This is a genomic window from Rhodococcus sp. 06-462-5 (assembly GCF_002258315.1).
GTDB lineage: Bacteria > Actinomycetota > Actinomycetes > Mycobacteriales > Mycobacteriaceae > Rhodococcoides.
In genome coordinates this window covers 106,335-123,667 of sequence record NZ_NOYD01000013.1, presented here as the reverse complement: position 1 = coordinate 123,667, position 17,333 = coordinate 106,335, and the positions used below count along the sequence as shown (strand labels likewise).

General features: G+C 65.7%; 12 protein-coding genes. 5 read left to right on the top strand and 7 right to left on the bottom strand.

Going from position 1 to position 17,333, the window contains the following annotated elements; all coding sequences use genetic code 11:
* Nucleotides 1–130: 130 nt before the first annotated feature.
* Nucleotides 131–565: a nitroreductase family deazaflavin-dependent oxidoreductase gene (locus tag CH251_RS07910; RefSeq protein WP_094612659.1), complete on the top strand. Its 435-nt coding sequence runs from the start codon at nucleotides 131–133 to the stop codon at nucleotides 563–565.
* 70 nt (nucleotides 566–635) lie between these two features.
* Entirely contained in the window at nucleotides 636–1,991 is a 1,356-nt protein-coding gene (ilvA, locus tag CH251_RS07905; RefSeq protein WP_094612658.1) for a threonine ammonia-lyase IlvA, read from the top strand.
* Nucleotide 1,992: 1 nt separating this feature from the next.
* Here the strand turns inward: ilvA and CH251_RS07900 are convergent, their stop codons facing one another.
* Nucleotides 1,993–2,517 (bottom strand): TetR/AcrR family transcriptional regulator, encoded by a 525-nt coding sequence (locus tag CH251_RS07900; RefSeq protein WP_094612920.1) that lies wholly within the window; start codon nucleotides 2,515–2,517, stop codon nucleotides 1,993–1,995.
* Between the two features lie 124 nt (nucleotides 2,518–2,641).
* Between CH251_RS07900 and CH251_RS07895 the strand changes: the two genes are divergently transcribed.
* On the top strand, nucleotides 2,642–4,198 hold the full coding sequence (locus tag CH251_RS07895) for an MFS transporter (RefSeq protein WP_179273335.1): 1,557 nt from the start codon (nucleotides 2,642–2,644) through the stop codon (nucleotides 4,196–4,198).
* Here CH251_RS07895 and treZ read toward each other — a convergent pair.
* The 4 genes from treZ to CH251_RS07875 all read right to left on the bottom strand — a co-directional run bounded on the left by treZ (nucleotide 4,171) and on the right by CH251_RS07875 (nucleotide 12,841).
* Nucleotides 4,171–5,934 carry a malto-oligosyltrehalose trehalohydrolase gene (treZ, locus tag CH251_RS07890; protein ID WP_256978888.1) on the bottom strand — a complete coding sequence of 588 codons (1,764 nt, stop codon included), beginning with the start codon at nucleotides 5,932–5,934 and terminating at the stop codon, nucleotides 4,171–4,173. The two genes, CH251_RS07895 and treZ, sit on opposite strands and share 28 nt — an antisense overlap.
* Nucleotides 5,931–8,303 (bottom strand): malto-oligosyltrehalose synthase, encoded by a 2,373-nt coding sequence (gene treY / locus CH251_RS07885; protein WP_094612656.1) that lies wholly within the window; start codon nucleotides 8,301–8,303, stop codon nucleotides 5,931–5,933. Before treY ends, treZ begins: the two co-directional genes overlap by 4 nt.
* A gap of 3 nt (nucleotides 8,304–8,306) precedes the next feature.
* A complete protein-coding gene (glgX, locus tag CH251_RS07880; protein ID WP_094612655.1) occupies nucleotides 8,307–10,610 on the bottom strand; it encodes a glycogen debranching protein GlgX in 2,304 nt (767 codons plus the stop codon).
* Nucleotides 10,611–10,687: 77 nt separating this feature from the next.
* Entirely contained in the window at nucleotides 10,688–12,841 is a 2,154-nt protein-coding gene (locus tag CH251_RS07875; RefSeq protein ID WP_094612654.1) for an acyltransferase family protein, read from the bottom strand.
* 294 nt (nucleotides 12,842–13,135) lie between these two features.
* On the opposite strand from CH251_RS07875, the gene CH251_RS07870 reads away from it, so the two are divergent.
* Nucleotides 13,136–14,350 carry an MFS transporter gene (locus CH251_RS07870; RefSeq protein ID WP_094612653.1) on the top strand — a complete coding sequence of 405 codons (1,215 nt, stop codon included), beginning with the start codon at nucleotides 13,136–13,138 and terminating at the stop codon, nucleotides 14,348–14,350.
* 529 nt (nucleotides 14,351–14,879) lie between these two features.
* Here CH251_RS07870 and CH251_RS07865 read toward each other — a convergent pair.
* On the bottom strand, nucleotides 14,880–15,677 hold the full coding sequence (locus tag CH251_RS07865; protein ID WP_094612652.1) for a MerR family transcriptional regulator: 798 nt from the start codon (nucleotides 15,675–15,677) through the stop codon (nucleotides 14,880–14,882).
* Between the two features lie 147 nt (nucleotides 15,678–15,824).
* Between CH251_RS07865 and CH251_RS07860 the strand changes: the two genes are divergently transcribed.
* Nucleotides 15,825–16,691, top strand: a complete 867-nt coding sequence (locus tag CH251_RS07860) for a sensor domain-containing diguanylate cyclase (RefSeq protein WP_094612651.1) — start codon at nucleotides 15,825–15,827, stop codon at nucleotides 16,689–16,691.
* 6 nt (nucleotides 16,692–16,697) lie between these two features.
* Here the strand turns inward: CH251_RS07860 and CH251_RS07855 are convergent, their stop codons facing one another.
* The gene (locus CH251_RS07855; protein WP_094612650.1) at nucleotides 16,698–17,294 is read right to left on the bottom strand and encodes a CHAP domain-containing protein; all 597 of its coding nucleotides are present in this window, start codon (nucleotides 17,292–17,294) and stop codon (nucleotides 16,698–16,700) included.
* Nucleotides 17,295–17,333: the final 39 nt, after the last annotated feature.

Here is a 17,333-nt window from a genome sequence, read left to right as displayed (position 1 = left end):
GTTCGGGTGTCCGCTGCAAGAAGTTCAGACTATACCCGCCAAAGATTCGGCTCACCGAACTTGGGATCCGGACCTGGCAATGTTGCCGATCTCGTGGCGTCTCGTCGCCTCGAGGTGTTGACTGAAAGTCATGCCATTGACAGGAGAATACGAACCGAGTTCATCCGACTGGGCCCGTAAGCAGGCCGAGCTGTACGAGAACTCCGGCGGAACCGAAGGCACGACGATGAACGGGATGCCGGTAGTGCTGTTGACCACGAAGGGCAACAAGAGCGGAAAGCTGCGCAAGTCACCGTTGATGAAGGTCGAACACGACGGTGAGTACGCCATCGTCGCCTCCCTCGGCGGCGCTCCGAAGCACCCGGTCTGGTACCACAACGTCAAGGCCGAGCCGCTCGTCGAGCTGCAGGACGGTCCCGAGAAGCACGACTACATCGCCCGCGAGGTGACCGGCGACGAGAAGGCCGTCTGGTGGGAGCGCTCGGTCGCGGCGTACCCGGATTACGCGGAGTACCAGAAGAAGACCGACCGCGAGATACCTGTGCTCGTTCTCTCCCGCGCCTGAGACGCCGTCGGACCGGTCGTGGAGCGGTCCCGGATGGGCAACCGTTCCACGCTGGTGGCAGCATGTCCTGGTGTCTTCATCCCCTGAACTCGCCTCCCAGCACTCATCGTCGGTAGCTGTCACCGCTGCCGACATCGATGCCGCTGCGGTGCGAATTTCTTCGGTGGTGGCCGCGACACCGCTGCAGCTGTGCGAGCGGCTGTCCGCGGCGACGGGCGCGAAGGTCTACCTCAAGCGCGAGGACCTGCAGATCGTGCGGTCGTACAAGATTCGCGGCGCATACAACCTGATGGACCAGCTGACGGACGCCGAGCGCGCTGTGGGCGTGGTGACGGCGAGCGCCGGGAACCACGCGCAGGGCGTCGCCTTCGCATGCCGCACGATGCAGGTCCGCGGTCGCATCTACGTCCCGGCCAACACCCCCAAACAGAAGCGTGACCGCATTCGGGTGCACGGCGGCGAGTTCGTCGATCTCATCGTCATCGGCGACACGTTCGATGCTGCGGCAGCTGCCGCAGCCGAGGATGTGGCTCGTACCGGTGCCACCATGGTGCCGCCGTTCGACGATCCACGGACCGTCGCCGGCCAGGGCACCATTGCCGCCGAAATAGTCGACCAGCTCGGTGGCGCGCCGGATGTCGTCGTCATGCCCGTCGGCGGCGGCGGATGCATCGCGGGCATCTCGAGCTACCTGCGCGAGCGAGCACCGCAGACCTCGCTGGTGGGCGTCGAGCCGTCCGGGGCCGCGTCGATGACCGCCGCGCTGATCGCCGGCGGTCCGGTCACGCTCGCCGACATCGATCCGTTCGTCGACGGAGCTGCCGTCCGCCGCATCGGCGACGTGCCGTACGCAGCGTTGCAGTCGCTGGGTGCCACGGTGGTGTCCCATGCTTCGTTGCCGCTGATCACCGCGCCGGTGTTCGACAGTTCCGGACCCGGTGCATTCCTGATCACCCAGATCGACGAGGGCGCGGTGTGTACCGCAATGCTCGAGCTGTACCAGAACGAGGGCGTCATCGCCGAGCCGGCGGGCGCGTTGGCCGTTGCAGCGCTCGAGCATCTCGACATCGCGCCGGGAAGCACCGTCGTGTGCTTGGTGTCCGGCGGCAACAACGACGTCTCTCGCTACGGCGAGATCCTCGAGCGATCGCTCGTTCACCTGGGCCTCAAGCATTACTTTCTCGTGGACTTCCCGCAGGAGCCAGGCGCACTACGTCGCTTCCTCGACGAGGTGCTCGGGCCCGAGGACGACATCACCCTGTTCGAGTACGTCAAGCGCAACAACCGGGAGACAGGTGCTGCGCTCGTCGGCATTCAACTCGGTGCGGCGGACGGCCTCTCCGCCCTCCTCGAGCGCATGAGGTCCTCGCACCTGCAGGTGGAGCAGCTCGAGCCGGGGTCTCCGGTGTACCGCTACTTGACCTGAGTCAGCGACCGAGCAGGCGGTCGACGACGCGTTTGTGCAGTTCGGGATCCACTGCAGGCAGGTCGAGCAGGGCACCGAGGTAAATCCCGTCGCCGACGAGCCGAATGATTTCGGCCTGCACGGGATCGTCGATTTCGGTGCGCAGACCCTCGTCCCACAGTCGCATCATGTCGACGACGGCTTCCTGAACCTCGTCGGAATTGCCGTCCACGCTCCGCAAGGCGGCCAGTGTCGAGCGATAGAGAGCGATCTCCTTCTCCGAGATCGAATCCGGCGGCTGCAGGTACCACTCGGCCACGGACGTCCCGCCTGCCGCGGCGTGAGCGCGTTGCTCGTCCGCCTGAGCACCGAGTCGGCGCACCATTGCCGCCACCAGGGCATCCTTGGTCTTGAAGTGGTACAGCAGTCCGCCTTTGGAGACGCCTGCGGCGGCGGCGACGCTGTCGAGGGTCACTTTGGTCATGCCGTGTTCGATCAGCATCGATTCGAGTGCGTCGAGTATTCGGTCGCGGGTGTCCGATGACATGAAATTCACTTTACCGGCTGGACGGTTCGCGGTACTCTCGATCACTGTACCGGCTGGACGGTCGGTACTCGTAGGCGCTTCGGGCCGTCTTCACGGTCACCGGGCGCAGAACGTAGGAGAAGCAGTGAGTGACGTGCGCACCGGCTCGGTGCACGAGGCGACCGGAGCATTCGAGCATCGAGCCACCCCGAAGGACTGGCTGGGTCTGGTGGTTCTGGCCTTCGCGGTGTTGCTCATCGCTGTGGACGGCACGGTCCTCGATCTGGCCCTGCCCTTCATCAGTTCGGATCTGGCACCGACCAGCAACCAGTTGCTGTGGATCATCGACGTCTACTCGTTCGTCCTGGCAGGCCTGCTCATCACCATGGGCACGCTCGGAGATCGGATCGGTCGTCGCCGATTGCTACTGATCGGTGCCGCGGGTTTCGGTATCGCCTCGCTCGTCGCCGCTGTCTCGACCAGCGCCGAGATGCTCATCGCCGCGCGGGTGCTCCAGGGCATCTCCGGCGCGACGCTGATGCCTGCGACCCTCGGCTTGATCAGGACCATCTTCCTGAACCCGCGTCAGCGCGTCGCCGCGATCGGAGTGTGGGGCGCGATGGCCGGTGGCGGTGCCGCCGCGGGTCCACTCGTGGGCGGCTGGCTGCTCGAGCATTACTGGTGGGGATCGGTGTTCCTCATCAACATCCCCGTGATGATCGTGCTCATCGCTCTCGGGCCGCTGGTCATCCCCGAGTCCAAGGATCCGAACCCGGGGCGCTTCGACCTGACGAGCTCGGCACTGTCGATGCTCGCCATCGTCCCCGTGGTGTTCGCGGTGAAAGAGACTGCGGCACACGGATTCGACGTGGTCTACCTGCTCTCCGCGGTGGTCGGCGTCATCGCGGGGTTCGTGTTCGTCCGTCGGCAGCGGAGACTCGCGGCCCCGATGATCGACCTGCGACTGTTCGCCAACCGGGCGTTCTCGACGGGCGTGGCCACGAACTTCCTGTCGGTGTTCGCGCTCGCCGGAGTGTTGTTCTTCGGCTCGCAGTACCTGCAGCTCGTGCTCGGCAACAGTCCACTCGAAGCCGGACTGTTACTGCTGCCCGGCACCGCCGCCAGTATCGTCACCTCGCTGCTGGTCGCGGTCCTGGTTCGGTACTTCAGCGCGGGGACGGTGCTCGGTGTGGCGATGTTCGTGGCGGCTGCGGGCGCAGGCATCCTGGTCGGCTTGGCCACGGACAGTGGTCCGGCGCTGTTCATCGCCGGGTTCGTGCTGGTGGGAGCCGGCGTGGGTGTCGCGCTGACGCTGACCTCCGAACTGGTGGTCAGTGCGGTCGAACCCGAAAGAGCGGGAGCTGCCTCGGCGGTGTCGGAGACCGCGTACGAGCTGGGTATCGCATTGGGTGTCGCTGTACTCGGCACCGTGGTCATGGCCATCTTCCGTCGCGGAATCGACGTCACCCAGCTGACCCCCGAGCTCGGAGCCAAGGCAGGCGAAACACTCGGCGGCGCGGACGCGGTGGCTCGTGAGTTGCCGGACTCGGTGGCGACGGTTCTGCTCGATTCCGCACATGCTGCGTTCGTGTCGGGCATGCATGTCGCGGCCGTCGCCACCGCTGTGGTGCTGGCGGTCACCGCCGTGTTCGTCCTGGTCAATCTGCGCAGGCGTCAGGACTCCAGCACGACGACGCAGTGACCGGGAACCGTGGTGGCAGAGCCGGTGTCGGTCGAGGTCGTCGGCTCCCACTCGAGCAGTGTCGAGCCGCCGACCGGCACCGTCACCGCGGATTCGGACAGGTTGCACACCACGCTGATGCGGCCGCGGCGAACGACGATCCACTGCGCGTCCTCGTCGTAGTCCACCTTCACGTGGTCGAGCCACGGATCGGTCAGTTCGGTGCGGTCACGGCGCAGTCGCAGTAGATCGCGATAGACGGCCAGCAGTCGCGCATGATCGCCGTCGCCCAGCTCCGACCAGTTCAGCTTCGACCGCGTGAACGTCTCGGGGTCCTGCGGATCGGGGATATCGCTCTTGTCCCAACCGTGCTCGGCGAACTCCGCCTTGCGCCCTTCTGCGGTGGCCTTGCCCAGCTCGGGCTCGGGGTGCGAAGTGAAGAACTGGAACGGCGTCGACGCTCCCCATTCCTCGCCCATGAAGAGCATCGGAGTGTAGGGCGAGGTCAGCACCAGGGCGGCCTTGATGGCGAGCTGGCCGGGGGAGAGGTAGAAGCCCGGTCGGTCGCCGATCGCGCGGTTGCCCACCTGGTCGTGTGTGGTCGTGTAGGTCACCAGTGAGCTGGCCGGGATGCGCCGGGTGTCCAATGGTCGACCGTGGATGCGACCGCGGAAACTCGAGTACGTTCCGGCGTGAAAGAAGCCCTGCCGCAACGTGTTCGCCAGCCCTTGCAGTGAACCGAAATCGCCGTAGTAGCCCTGCCGCTCACCGGAGACCGCGGCGTGGATCGCATGGTGGATGTCGTCGTCCCACTGGGCGTCCAGTCCGTAACCGCCGCCCGACCGAGCGGTGATCAGCATCGGATCGTTGAGATCGCTCTCCGCGATCAGGGTCAGCGGCCGACCCAGATGTGCCGAGAGACTGCGAGTTTCGATCGACAGCTGTTCGAGCAGGTGCACCGCAGTGTGGTCGACGATCGCGTGCACCGCGTCCAGTCGCAGCGCGTCGATGTGGAACTCGGAGAACCAACGCAGTGCGTTGTCGAGGGCGTAGCGCCGCACTTCGCCCGAATTGGCCTCGGCGTAGTTGATCGCCTGGCCCCAGCTGTTGGCACCCTCGGTCATGTACGGGCCGAAGCGGTCCAGGTAGTTACCGGACGGTCCGAGATGGTTGTAGACCACGTCCAGAACGACGCCGATGCCGCGGCCGTGGCAGGCATCGACCAAGCGCTGCAACCCTTCCGGGCCACCGTATGCCTCGTGCACGGTGTACCAGAGAACGCCGTCGTAGCCCCAGTTGTGCTCGCCGTTGAACCCGTTGACCGGCATGATCTCGACGAACGTGACGCCGAGATCGACCAGATGGTCGAGCTTGTCGATCGCCGCGTCGAACGTGCCCTCGTCGGTGAACGTGCCGATGTGCAGCTCGTAGATCGACGAGCCGGGCAGTTGCCGTCCGGTCCAGGCCGCGTCGGTCCACAGCGTCGGATCGATTTCGAAGACCTGGGACAACTCGTGTACCCCGTCGGGCTGCCGAGGCGACCGCGGATCCGGGAGCGCCTTGTCTGCGTCGTCGAGAAGGAAGCCGTATCGACTCGTCGGGCTGCTTTCGACGTCCGCGTGCCACCACCCGTTCGACGAGCGCTGCATCGGATGTACCGTGTCGTCGAGCTGGAGGCGGACCGTCTCCGGGGTCGGTGCCCAGACCTGGAACCGACGAGTCGCTACGGGTGCTGTCGGTGCTGCCGGAGAAATCACTGGGGAACCGTTCCTTCGTTGTTGCGCACCAGAAGTGCGACCGGGAGCGAGGCGAACACCTCGCCGACCGACACGGTGCCGGTGTGTTCGACGTCGGTGATGCGGTCGCGCCAGCGGCCGTCGGGCAGGGTCACGGTGGTTTCGCCCCAGCCCTGCTCGGACAAGCCGAGCGAGAATCTCGTGGCGAGCGCGATCACGTCGGAGTTTCCGGGAACCGGTCCACGTGCGAATCCGACGAGGTGCTGCGCTGCCGATCCGTCCGCGACGATGGGTGTGTAGGTTCCGCCGACGAAACTCTCGGGCCGCTCGCGGCGCACGTGCAGCGCGGAGCGAACGACGGCGAGCTTGGCGGCACCGGTATCGATCGAGGGCGCGGTGCTCGACGCTGCGAGCATCGATCGACGGACCGAGTAGTCGACGGGCCTGCGGTTGTCGGGGTCGACGAGCGAGTCCTCCCACAGCTCGGTGCCCTGATACACGTCGGGGATGCCGGGCCCGGCCAGGTTCAGCAGTTTCTGACCCAGTGCGTCGGAATGCCCATGCGGAGCGAGCTTTTCGACGAGCATCGACATCGAGCGAGCGACGGCCCCGTCGAAGATCGTGTCGAGCCAACTGTGTACCGCGGACTCGAATTCCTCGTCCGGGTCGGTCCACGTCGTGCGAAGGGCGGCCTCGCGGATTGCCTTCTCGGCGTAGGCGTGGACGCGTTCACGCAACGAGGACGTGACCACTCCGTCGGTCGGCCAGACTCCGAACAGGTTCTGCCACAGGAACATTCCGGTCGTACCGTCCGGGCTGGGAGCCAGCTCTTCCCAGTCGGTGATGCAGCGGGCCCACAGTTCGGGAGTCTGCGACAGTACGCCGATGCGGGCCCGCACGTCCTCGCCTCGCTTGGTGTCGTGGGTCGACAGTGTGGTCATCGCCGCCGGCCAGCGCTTCGCGCGGTCTGCATTGGTGAGATGGAAGAACTCTGTGCTGCAACCGAATCGGCTGGGATCGCCGCCGACCTCCTGCAACGAGATGAGCCGGTTCGCACGGTAGAACAGGCAGTCCTCGACGCCCTTGGCGGTGACGGCACCGCACACCTGATCGAAGCGCACCGGCGATTCGGCACCGCCGATGAGAGCTGTCGTCAACGCGCCGAGGCCGGCCGCCAGTTCGGGCTGCTCCTCGCCGATCTCCGCGATCACGCCGGGCAGTACGCGAGCGAGCGGCGCGTAGTCGGTCCTGTACACGGGGACGGCCGCGACGACGGCGACGATCGCGTCGATGACGGACTCGAGATCGACGGTGGTGCCGGACTCGCGCACGACGGCCCTCGCGAGGCGTCGCACCTCCGGGGACAGGTCGCCGCGGGCGACACCGGTCTTGAGGTCGAGTTCGGTCTCGTGCAGCGTCTCGCTGTCGTAGGCGATGCCCGAACGAACCTGGGACAACGCGGTGAGCGCGTGCACTCCCTCGGGATCGACGAACACTCCGCCGACCGCGGCCAGGGCGTCGTATCCGGTCGTACCGTCGACGGGGAGCGATTCGTCGAGCGGTTCCCCGTCGGCCAGAATCTTCTCGATGACCAGCCACCGGTCCGGGCCGAGAAGCCCGCGTAGTTCGGTGAGATAGCCGGCGGGGTCGGCCAGCCCGTCGGGATGGTCGACGCGAAGTCCGTCGATCAGACCGTCCTCGATCCAACTTGCCACCTGACGATGGGAGTCGGTGAAGACGTCGAGGTCCTCCTGCCGGATCCCGGCCAGACCGTTCACCGAGAAGAACCGTCGGTACCCGATCAGCCCGTCGGACCAGCTCACCAGTCGGTACGACTGACGGTCGTGCACGGCCTGCGCGTCGCCGCTGTCGGTGCCGTCGGCGATGGGGAAGCGGTGCTCGTAGAACGCGAGCAGAGGCTGATCCTCGGAGCGGTCGACAGTCAACTCGCCGACGTCGTTCGCGCTACCGAGGACGGGGATGGCGATCTTGCCGTCGACGCCGTTGTCGGCTCCGAAGTCGATGTCGAAGTACGTCGCGTACTCGGAGTCGCGACCGCGGCGCAGTACGTCCCACCACCATCCGTTCTGCCGCGGATCCTCCACTCCGACGTGGTTGGGCACGATGTCGACGATGATCCCCATGCCCAGTTCGGCGGCACGAGAATGCAACTGCGTCAATGCTTCTCGGCCGCCCAGCGCAGCAGAGACCGTCGAGGTATCGGTGACGTCGTAACCGTGCGTCGATCCGTCCGTTGCCGTCAGGATCGGCGACAGATAGAGGTGGGTGACCCCGAGGTCGTGCAGGTAGTCGACCACCTCGGAGGCGTCGGCCAGGGTGAAGGCATCGCCCCGCAGTTGTAACCGGTATGTACTGGTGGGCAGCGGCATGTGTCAGGCAGTCTTTCGTAGAACGAGCAGGGAACGAGCGGTGACCTCCACCGGTGTACCCGCTTCGATCGATTTCTCACTTGCCCCGGTTCGCGACGCGGTGTTCAGCGCCACCGTCCATTCCTTGGCGTAGTTTCCGTCCGGGGTCACGAACTCGATGGTCTCGTGATGTGCGTTGAAGCACAACAGGAACGAGTCGTCGATGACGCGCTCGCCGCGCTGGTTCGGCTCCGGGATTCCGTCACCGTTGAGGAACACCGTCAGCGACTTGCCGAATCCGCTGTCCCAGTCCTCCGGCGTCATCTCCTCGCCCGCGGGGGTGAGCCAGGCGATGTCTCGGGCCTGCTCGCCGGTTCGAATGGGGCGGCCCTCGAAGAACCGTCGACGCCGGAACACCGGGTGGTCGGCGCGCAGCGCAATGGCGTTGCGCGTGAACTCGATCAGTTCGGCGTTCTTCTCGGCCAACGACCAGTCCATCCAGGCCAGTTCGGAGTCCTGGCAGTACACGTTGTTGTTGCCCTGCTGTGTGCGCGCCATCTCGTCGCCGTGGGCGATCATCGGCGTGCCCTGGCTGAGCAGCAACGTCGCCATGATGTTGCGGATCTGCCGGGCACGCAGGTCCAGGATCTCCGGATCGTCGGTCGGGCCCTCAACGCCGCAGTTCCACGAGCGGTTGTGGCTCTCGCCGTCGTTGTTGTCTTCGCCGTTGGCTTCGTTGTGCTTGTCGTTGTACGACACCAGATCGTTGAGGGTGAACCCGTCGTGCGCGATGACGAAGTTGATGCTGGCACCGGGGCGACGGCCGGTGGCCTCGTACAGGTCCGAGGATCCGGTCAGTCTCGACGCGAACTCGCCCAGCGTGGCCGGCTCGCCCCGCCAGTAGTCGCGCACGGTGTCGCGGTACTTGCCGTTCCACTCCGTCCACAGGCCGGGGAAGTTGCCGACCTGGTAGCCGCCTTCGCCGACGTCCCAGGGCTCGGCGATCAGCTTCACCTGGCTGACGACCGGATCCTGTTGCACCAGATCGAAGAATGCGCTCAGGCGATCGACGTCGTGCAGTTCGCGAGCCAGGGTGGACGCGAGGTCGAATCGGAATCCGTCCACGTGCATCTCGGTGACCCAGTAGCGCAGTGAGTCCATGATGAGCTGCAGGGTGTGCGGGTGTCGCGCGTTGAGGCTGTTGCCGGTACCGGTGTAGTCCATGTAGTGCTCGAGGTCGCCGTCGACGAGCCGGTAGTACGCGGCGTTGTCGATGCCGCGGAAGCTGATCGTCGGGCCCATGTGGTTGCCCTCGGCGGTGTGGTTGTAGACCACGTCGAGGATCACCTCGATGCCGGCAGCGTGGAACGAACGAACCATGGCCTTGAACTCGGTGACCGCGGCACCGGGAGACTGCAGAGAAGAGTACTCCGCGTGCGGAGCGAGGAAGCCGAATGTGTTGTAGCCCCAGTAGTTTCGCAACCCCTTGTCCAGCAGAACCTGATCCTGCATGAACTGGTGCACCGGCATCAGCTCGATGGCCGTGACACCGAGGTGGTTGAGGTGGTCGATGATCACCGGATGCGCCAGGCCCGCATAGGTGCCGCGTTCGGCTTCGGGGATGTCGGGATGGTTGATCGTCATGCCCTTGACGTGGGCCTCGTAGATCACCGTCTCGTGATACGGGCGCTTCGGGGCGCGATCGGCCTGCCAGTCGAAGAAGGGGTTGATCACGACGGTGGTCATCGTGTGTCCGAGCGAATCGTGCTGGGGGAAGTCGTTGTTCGGCACGTCGTCGTGCGCGATGGGGGCTTCCTCGATGATCTCGTCGTCGGGATCGGCGAGATCGGTGGCGTCCTCGAACGGGGTCTCGGCGTCGAGTGAATCCGTGGTCTCCTCGACGATCCGTACCTCGGCCTCGGCCTCGGGTTCGGGCTCGGGAGCCGGCGCGTCCATGTTGTACGAGAACAGCGATCGGTCGCCGTCGAACGATCCCTCGAACGCCTTGCCGTACGGATCCACGAGCAGCTTGCTCGGATCACAGCGATGCCCGGCCGCCGGATCCCACGGGCCGTGAACGCGATAGCCGTAGCGCTGACCCGGTACCACCGTGGGCAGATATGCGTGCCAGACGTAGCCGTCGGACTCCTCGAAACGGATGCGGGTCTCGGTTCCGTCGTCGGCGATCAGGCACAGATCGACGGCCTCCGCCACTTCGGAAAACAGTGCGAAATTGGTTCCTGCTCCGTCGTAGGTCGCGCCGAGCGGATAAGCGGATCCCGGCCATACTGCGATGGCAGGCGTGTCGTCGGAGGCTTCGTGCAGCATGGATCAACCCTACTGTGGCGGGTGGGCCCGGGCTTACCGAGCGCGAGCCGCATGCCCCTGGCCTCGGACCGACTGGATCACGGTCCGGCCCACCAGCCGGTGGCCGATCCGATCTGTCGGCCCAGCTCGGTGGTGAGGGTTCGCACGTAGGTGGCGGTGAGATGGTGTTCGTCACGGTAGATCAGAACGTTTCCCTGCTCGGCGCGGCACACGGAGTCGTCGCACACCGCATCCGACAGGTCGAGAGCGGAGAATCCGCTCAGCTGGAACGACGAGGCCAGGGCCGGGTTGACGGGGTCCAGCGCCTCGTCCCTCGGGATGCCGCAGGAGGCGGCCGTGCCGCCGTCGGCGAGGCAGTCGATGGCCCGATAGGCGAGCCACGGCGTGTCTCGGATGCCCAGAATTCCGACGCCGTCCGCGGTCAGTTGCTGCCAGACCGAGGCGTACCAGGGGGGCGTGAAGTCGCCTGGGGCGTCCTCCCGGGGCCGGGTGGCGGTGGTGAACACGTAGTCCGGCTTCATGTCGGCGATGTCGGCGAGCACGGTCTGCGTCCAGTCCAGGCAATCCGGGTACTCGTTCGGACCGAGCATCGGCATCGTGTTCGCGCTCAGCGGGCATCCCATCTTCAGGAAAGTGACCACCGCGAAGCCGTGTTGCCGTCCCAGGGCGTCGAGGGCCGTGACCCAGTGCTCGGCGTGCGAGCTGCCCGCCAGCACGATGGTTCGGGTCGCGTCGACGTCGCCGTAGGAGCACGAGATCGCGTCCCGGGTCTCGAAATCGGCGATGCAGCCCTCGATGGTCGTGGCCGGCAGGTCCTCCGGAGCCGAATAGAGGGGCGGGCTCAGGTCGGCAGGGTCCGCGCGAATCCCGTCGGTCAATTCGAGCGCCCCCGGGTGGGTCAGCTCGTCCACCGATCCGTCGGCTTGCACGGCTTCGATCGATCGGCTGATGTAGGCGTTCCATCCGATCGAACTCGCAGTGACCGCGATCGCGGCGACCACCGCACACGCGGTCACCGCGATGCGTCCCGGGGTGAATGTCGTCGACTGCGTGGGTCGCTCGACCAGCCGGACGGTGAGGAACGCGAGCGCGATCGAGGCTGCGACGATGCCGATGCCGCCGAGCAGGTCGACGTGGGACCGACCGGTGGCCGAGAGGTAGAAGATCAGCAGCGGCCAGTGCCACAGGTAGAGCGGAAACGCGATGGATCCGAGCCAGGCGAAGAACCGATTGGAGAGCGTGGCCGCGACGGCGGTCTCGGAGCCGGCGACGATCAATGCAATGGTGGCCAGCACCGGAACGAGGGCCAGCGGCCCCGGAAAAGCAGCAACACCGTCGACGAGAAAGCCGCACGCGACGATGGTCGCCATGCCGATGACGGCAAGGGCCCCGCGTGCGGTCGACCACGTTCGGGTGTCGCGGGCAGACGGCCCGGCCGCCGGTTTGCCGCCGCGTGCGGCGAACACGGCTGCGACTGCGGCCCCGAGCATGATCTCCCACAGCCGCGCACCGGTGTCGTAGTAGTTCCACGCCTGGTGGCGTCGAACACCGTCCGCTGCGTACACGAAAGAGACCACCGCGATCACGGCGAAAATCACCGCGAACGTCACAGGTCGAAGACTCCGTGGTCCCTCGGGTCGCGCGATGCGTCGGACCCATGCGAGACCGAACACGACGGCAATGGCCAGTAGATAGAACTGGAACTGCACCGCCACCGACCACAGGTGCTGAACCGGACTCACCGACGGGTCGGCCGCCAGGTAGTCGTTCGCCGTCGTCGCCAGCTGCCAGTTCACGAAGTAGAAGACACCGGACACCAGTTGATCGCCGAGATCGGCCCAGCGGGTCCGCGGCAGCAGGAAAACCGATGCGACGGCTACCGCGAACAAGGTGATCAGCAAGGGCGGGCCGAGCCTGCGCAGTACCCGCGAGATGCGAGTGATCGGGTTCAGGCTTGCCCCGGACTCGGCCGATCTCAGCAGAGATGCGGTGAAGAAGAAGCCGGACAGGGTGAGGAAGACATCGACGCCGCCCGACACTCGACCCATCCAGATGTGGAAGACGACGACGAGGGCGATGGCGACACCGCGCAGGCCGTTGAGATCGTGCCGCTGCGGTGGCCGACGCGATCCGCTCGACGGCGGAGCTGCGTCCCCCTGAGCCGGAGCCGCAACTGCGGCCGAGGTATCGGCGACCGAATCGGTATCGGCGCTGCTCTGGGGTACGTGCATGGAGGAGAAGTGACTTCCCGGCTCTGTATTCGACCACTCGGTCGGGGGTCGCGGACGGTGGTACCCGATTCTGATGAGATCGGGATTCTGGGGCAAACAATACGTGTACGCGAGGTGAAGTACCCCTCGGAGTCTGCTTTGTGGCGATAGTCCCAGTTCGCGGACGGTTTCGGGCCCGTCCCACGTTAACCGTCTTGCGCACGTATGAGGCGTGTGCAAGTATTTACCAAGCGCGTGCAACTACGCGCGAAAGCTCGATAATTGCGTACGCATCTTCCATTCAGGAGTTCAGACATGCCACTCGGCTTGCTCGCCCTCGCCATCGGGGGATTCGGAATCGGATTGACCGAATTCGTCATCATGGGCCTACTGCCCGAAGTCGCGGCCGATTTCGCGGTCACCGAGGCCACCGCCGGTTGGCTCATCACTGGCTATGCACTGTCCGTCGTCGTCGGAGCCCTGGTCGTCACGGCCGCCGTGACACGGTTTCCACGCAAGAACGTCCTGCTCGCACTGATGTGCCTGTTCGTCGTCGGCAACCTCGTCTCCGCACTGTCGAGCAGCTACGAGATGATGCTGTTCGGCCGCGTCGTCGCAGCGCTGTGTCACGGAGCGTTCTTCGGCATCGGTGCCGTCGTCGCGGCCGGCCTGGTCGCACCGGCGAAGAAGGCAGCAGCCATCGCCATGATGTTCGCCGGCCTGACCGCCGCCAACGTCCTCGGAGTTCCGTTCGGGACGTTCCTGGGTCAGAACTACGGATGGCGCTCGACGTTCTGGGCGATCACGGTGATCGGCGTCGTCGCGCTGATCGGTATCGCCGCCCTCGTTCCTCGCGACACCGGCAGCGGTGAGGTGAGCAATCTGCGTCGAGAGCTGCGAGCGTTCCGGTCGGTGCAGGTATGGCTGTCCATCGTGGTCACGGTGCTCGGGTACGGCGGCATGTTCGGTGCGTTCACGTACATCGCGTTCACGCTCACCGACGTCAGTGGCTTCGCGTCGAGTTCGGTGCCATGGCTCCTCGTGCTGTTCGGCGGTGGACTGTTCGTCGGCAACTACCTCGGCGGCAAGGCGGCCGACCGCAACCTCACCGGCACACTGACGATTCTGCTCGGGGCACTGACCGTCGTCCTCGTCTTCTTCGCGCTCACCGCGGAGAGTCGCCCGGCGACCATCGCATCTCTCGTGCTCATGGGTGCGTTCGGTTTCGCGACGGTCCCGGGGCTGCAGATGCGGGTGATGTCGTTCGCATCCGACGCTCCGACGATGGCTTCCGGCGCGAACATCGCCGCGTTCAATCTCGGAAACGCGTTGGGCGCGTGGCTCGGGGGTGTGACGATCTCGGCCGGTCTCGGTTACACCTCGCCGATCTGGGTCGGTTCCGTCATCACCGCGCTGGCCTTGATGGTTCTGTTGTTCGCGACCGGTCTGCTCCGACGCGCCGATACGGATCCGGTGGCGGTGGCGGGCCGAGTGAGCGCTGCGACGAGTGCTGCGGGATCGTCGACCTGAAGGCCGAAGGAGTCGGCACTGCCGTCGACCCTCCATCGCTTCAGAGGTGCGGGCACTATAACCGTTGTGGCACAGGACAGGTCGATGTCGACGGTGGTTCCGTCCTGATTCGGCAGTACTAGTCGGCCGCCGTCGAGAGCCGGCGACACGACTCCGTAGCGGCGGTGGATTCGGGCGGAGACGATGGTCGCTCGGTTCACCGTCGCGACGACCTTCCCCGAGGTTCGCAGAGTGAGCGTCGTCGGCGAGAGAACATGGGGATGGACGCGGGCCAGTGCGACCGTCGAGGCGAGAACCACCAGCGACGCCACCGACAGCGCTGCAACGACTGCGCTGATCCACAGCACCGGAATCAGCAGATGCAGAACGACCATCTCGATGACGGTGACGACGCCGAACATCGCAGGCATGGCAAGAGTTCCACGCACTGCCGTGAATGTTGCGGAGTCCGCATCGACCGGGGCATGCCGTCCCCGCGCCCACAGCAGCAGTGCGTGCCATCGGCCGACCTGAACAGGAGTGTGGACCGTCATCGAGCACCACCGGGGCTGCTCGGTTCGCAAGTCTCCAGACGCGCGATGGCCTCGATGATCACTGCGCGCTGAGCGGGATCGGGCACGATGTCGTCGATACTCAGGGGGCCGCTCTCGTGGGCAGGGACGTCGGGCTCCGTCGAGACGAGAGCGTGGATATCGAGCACCGACGCCAATTCTGCTGCGAGGGAATCGATGTCGTCTGCAGCTTCGTCGACGTCTCGGCCTTCGAGCACGCTGAATCTGCGCAGGAGTGTCAGGTACTTCAGCCGGGTGCCGGGATCGTCGAGCGTCGCGGTCATCGACTCGAAGAACGACGCGGGGACGGTGCCCGAGATCGCCATCACCTCGAGTAGGTCACGCTCACGAAGCAGCGCTTCTCGGTCGGTCTCGGCAGCGCTATCGATCAACGCCGCCAGTGTGTCGGCCGCATCGCGCGGCAGGGCCGTCAGTGGACGATGCTCGACGGCGTCATCGAGTAGGGCCGACAAACGAGCGTGCTTGTGCACCAGAGCTTTTTGCTCCGTTTCGATACCCGCGAGCAGAGCGCGCAGATCGGTGACCACATCGCTCTCGTCCGCCTCGGACCGGTCCTGGGCGGCTGCGATCGCACCGAGGGGCATTCCGGCATCGGCGAGCCAGCGGATTCTCATCAGTCGAACCACGTCGTCGATCGTGTACTCGCGGTACCCGTTGGACAGTCGGCGTGGCTCACCGAGCAGGCCGAGACGGTGGTAGTGACGCACTGTTCGAGGTGTCGTTCCGGCGGCGTCGGCCAGGGATCCGATTCTCATGTGTTCAGTGTGAACCGTGACGCTACGTCAAGGTCAAGATCGGCCGCACCCTGCTCGAGAGCAGTCCGGTACGGCGCACCGAGTATTCTCGGTTGTCCGTGCGATTCGACGTGGCTCGCACAGTTCGAGGAAGAGACCCGGCTGAAGATGGTCGACACCGATCGTTGGTATCGGGAGATGTTCGAGGCCAGCACAGTCGGATTGGCACTGGCCGACGAGAACGGATTGTTGGTTCTCGCGAACGAGGCGTATGCGGCCATCGTCGGTTGTCCGCGCCATCTGTTGGCGGGCCGGTCCTCGCGTGAGTTCACCCATCCCGACGATCTGGCTCAGCACGCCGCGATGGAACAGATCATGGACGACGCCAAGGCGCGCGGGGAATCGGTTCATGTCGAGAAGCGCTACCTGCATGCCGACGGCACGGTCCGGTGGGGGTGGATCTCGGCCAGTGAGGTTCCCGGCCCCGGGGGCGTTCGGTGGACGATGGCAGTCGTACACGACACCACCGACCGGCGGCGAGTCGAGGACGACCTCCGTCAAGCCGCGCAGACCGATGCCCTCACCGGCTTGCTCAACCGACGTGGATGGCGAGATCGGTTGCATCAGTTCACGACACCCCGTGGTGCCGACCTCGCATTGGCTCTGGCGATGATCGACTTCGATCGGTTCAAGTCCTACAACGACAGGTACGGGCACGGACGCGGGGATCGGTTGTTGGTTCGGTTCTCCGCTGCTGCGCAGGACCTTCTCGGTGGCCGCGTCTCCATTGCCAGGTGGGGCGGCGAGGAGTTCGCTGTCGCGATGCCCGGTGTGGGTTCGACGACCATGTCGGCCGTGCTGGCCGAGCTGTCGGCGGTCGTGCCCGACGGACAGACCTTCTCTGCGGGCTACACGACGCTGCGTGCGGGGGAGTCCGTCGACGACTGTTTCGACCGCGCGGACATGCTGCTCTATCGGGCCAAACGAGACGGTGGTGCACGCTCGTATGGCGAGGCGTACGAAGCGCCCGGATGACGACCGTCAGCTCTGCAGGCGACCGAATCCGACGACCCCGGAATCGGATGCGTAGTGCAGTGTGTGCACCCTGATCTTGCCGGCTTCGTTGCCTCCGACGGTGATGGCCTCGTCGCCCTCGACCGCCACGATCACGTTGGTGTGCTGGCCGGCCCAGCTGGTGTTGTCGTAGAGCACCACATCGCCCACCGATGGCGTGTAGTCGCCCACGGCCTCGAATCGGCCCTGCTCCTGGTAGTACTCCTGCAGGGTGTAGACGCCGGGTATGCGCCACGAACCCGAATGAGGATTCGACAGCGGCAGTCCCGCCTCCTTCATGATCCAGCTGACGAAATCGGCGCACCAGGCCTCGTCGACGCCCTCGGCGTAGAACGTTCCCGGCCGCTGCAACTCGTGCTCTGTGCGCAGGAGTTCGACCACCCGGGCCTGATCGGCGGTCAGCTCGCCGGCGTTCACCTCGGGAAATACTTCGGTGTCCCACGGGAGGTACCGGCTCGGTGCCAGCCACAGAACACCCACCACCGCGACCACGACGACCGCCGTGCAGGCTGCCACCCACAGCGGCCACCGTCGTCGCGTTCGCGAGGTGCTGTCGATGCTCATGCGACCACGGTAGCGCGACGTGGCACACCGCTCGGCACA

Bases quoted from the DNA above. Each gene is read 5' to 3' on its own strand.
- treY (WP_094612656.1), bottom strand. From the start codon at position 8,303: ATGCCGCTGCCCACCAGTACATACCGGTTACAACTGCGGGGCGATGCC.
- CH251_RS07900 (WP_094612920.1), bottom strand. From the start codon at position 2,517: ATGTCATCGGACACCCGCGACCGAATACTCGACGCACTCGAATCGATG.
- CH251_RS07855 (WP_094612650.1), bottom strand. From the start codon at position 17,294: ATGAGCATCGACAGCACCTCGCGAACGCGACGACGGTGGCCGCTGTGG.
- CH251_RS07860 (WP_094612651.1), top strand. From the start codon at position 15,825: ATGGTCGACACCGATCGTTGGTATCGGGAGATGTTCGAGGCCAGCACA.
- glgX (WP_094612655.1), bottom strand. From the start codon at position 10,610: ATGCTGCACGAAGCCTCCGACGACACGCCTGCCATCGCAGTATGGCCG.
- CH251_RS07875 (WP_094612654.1), bottom strand. From the start codon at position 12,841: ATGCACGTACCCCAGAGCAGCGCCGATACCGATTCGGTCGCCGATACC.
- CH251_RS07870 (WP_094612653.1), top strand. From the start codon at position 13,136: ATGCCACTCGGCTTGCTCGCCCTCGCCATCGGGGGATTCGGAATCGGA.
- CH251_RS07910 (WP_094612659.1), top strand. From the start codon at position 131: ATGCCATTGACAGGAGAATACGAACCGAGTTCATCCGACTGGGCCCGT.
- CH251_RS07865 (WP_094612652.1), bottom strand. From the start codon at position 15,677: ATGAGAATCGGATCCCTGGCCGACGCCGCCGGAACGACACCTCGAACA.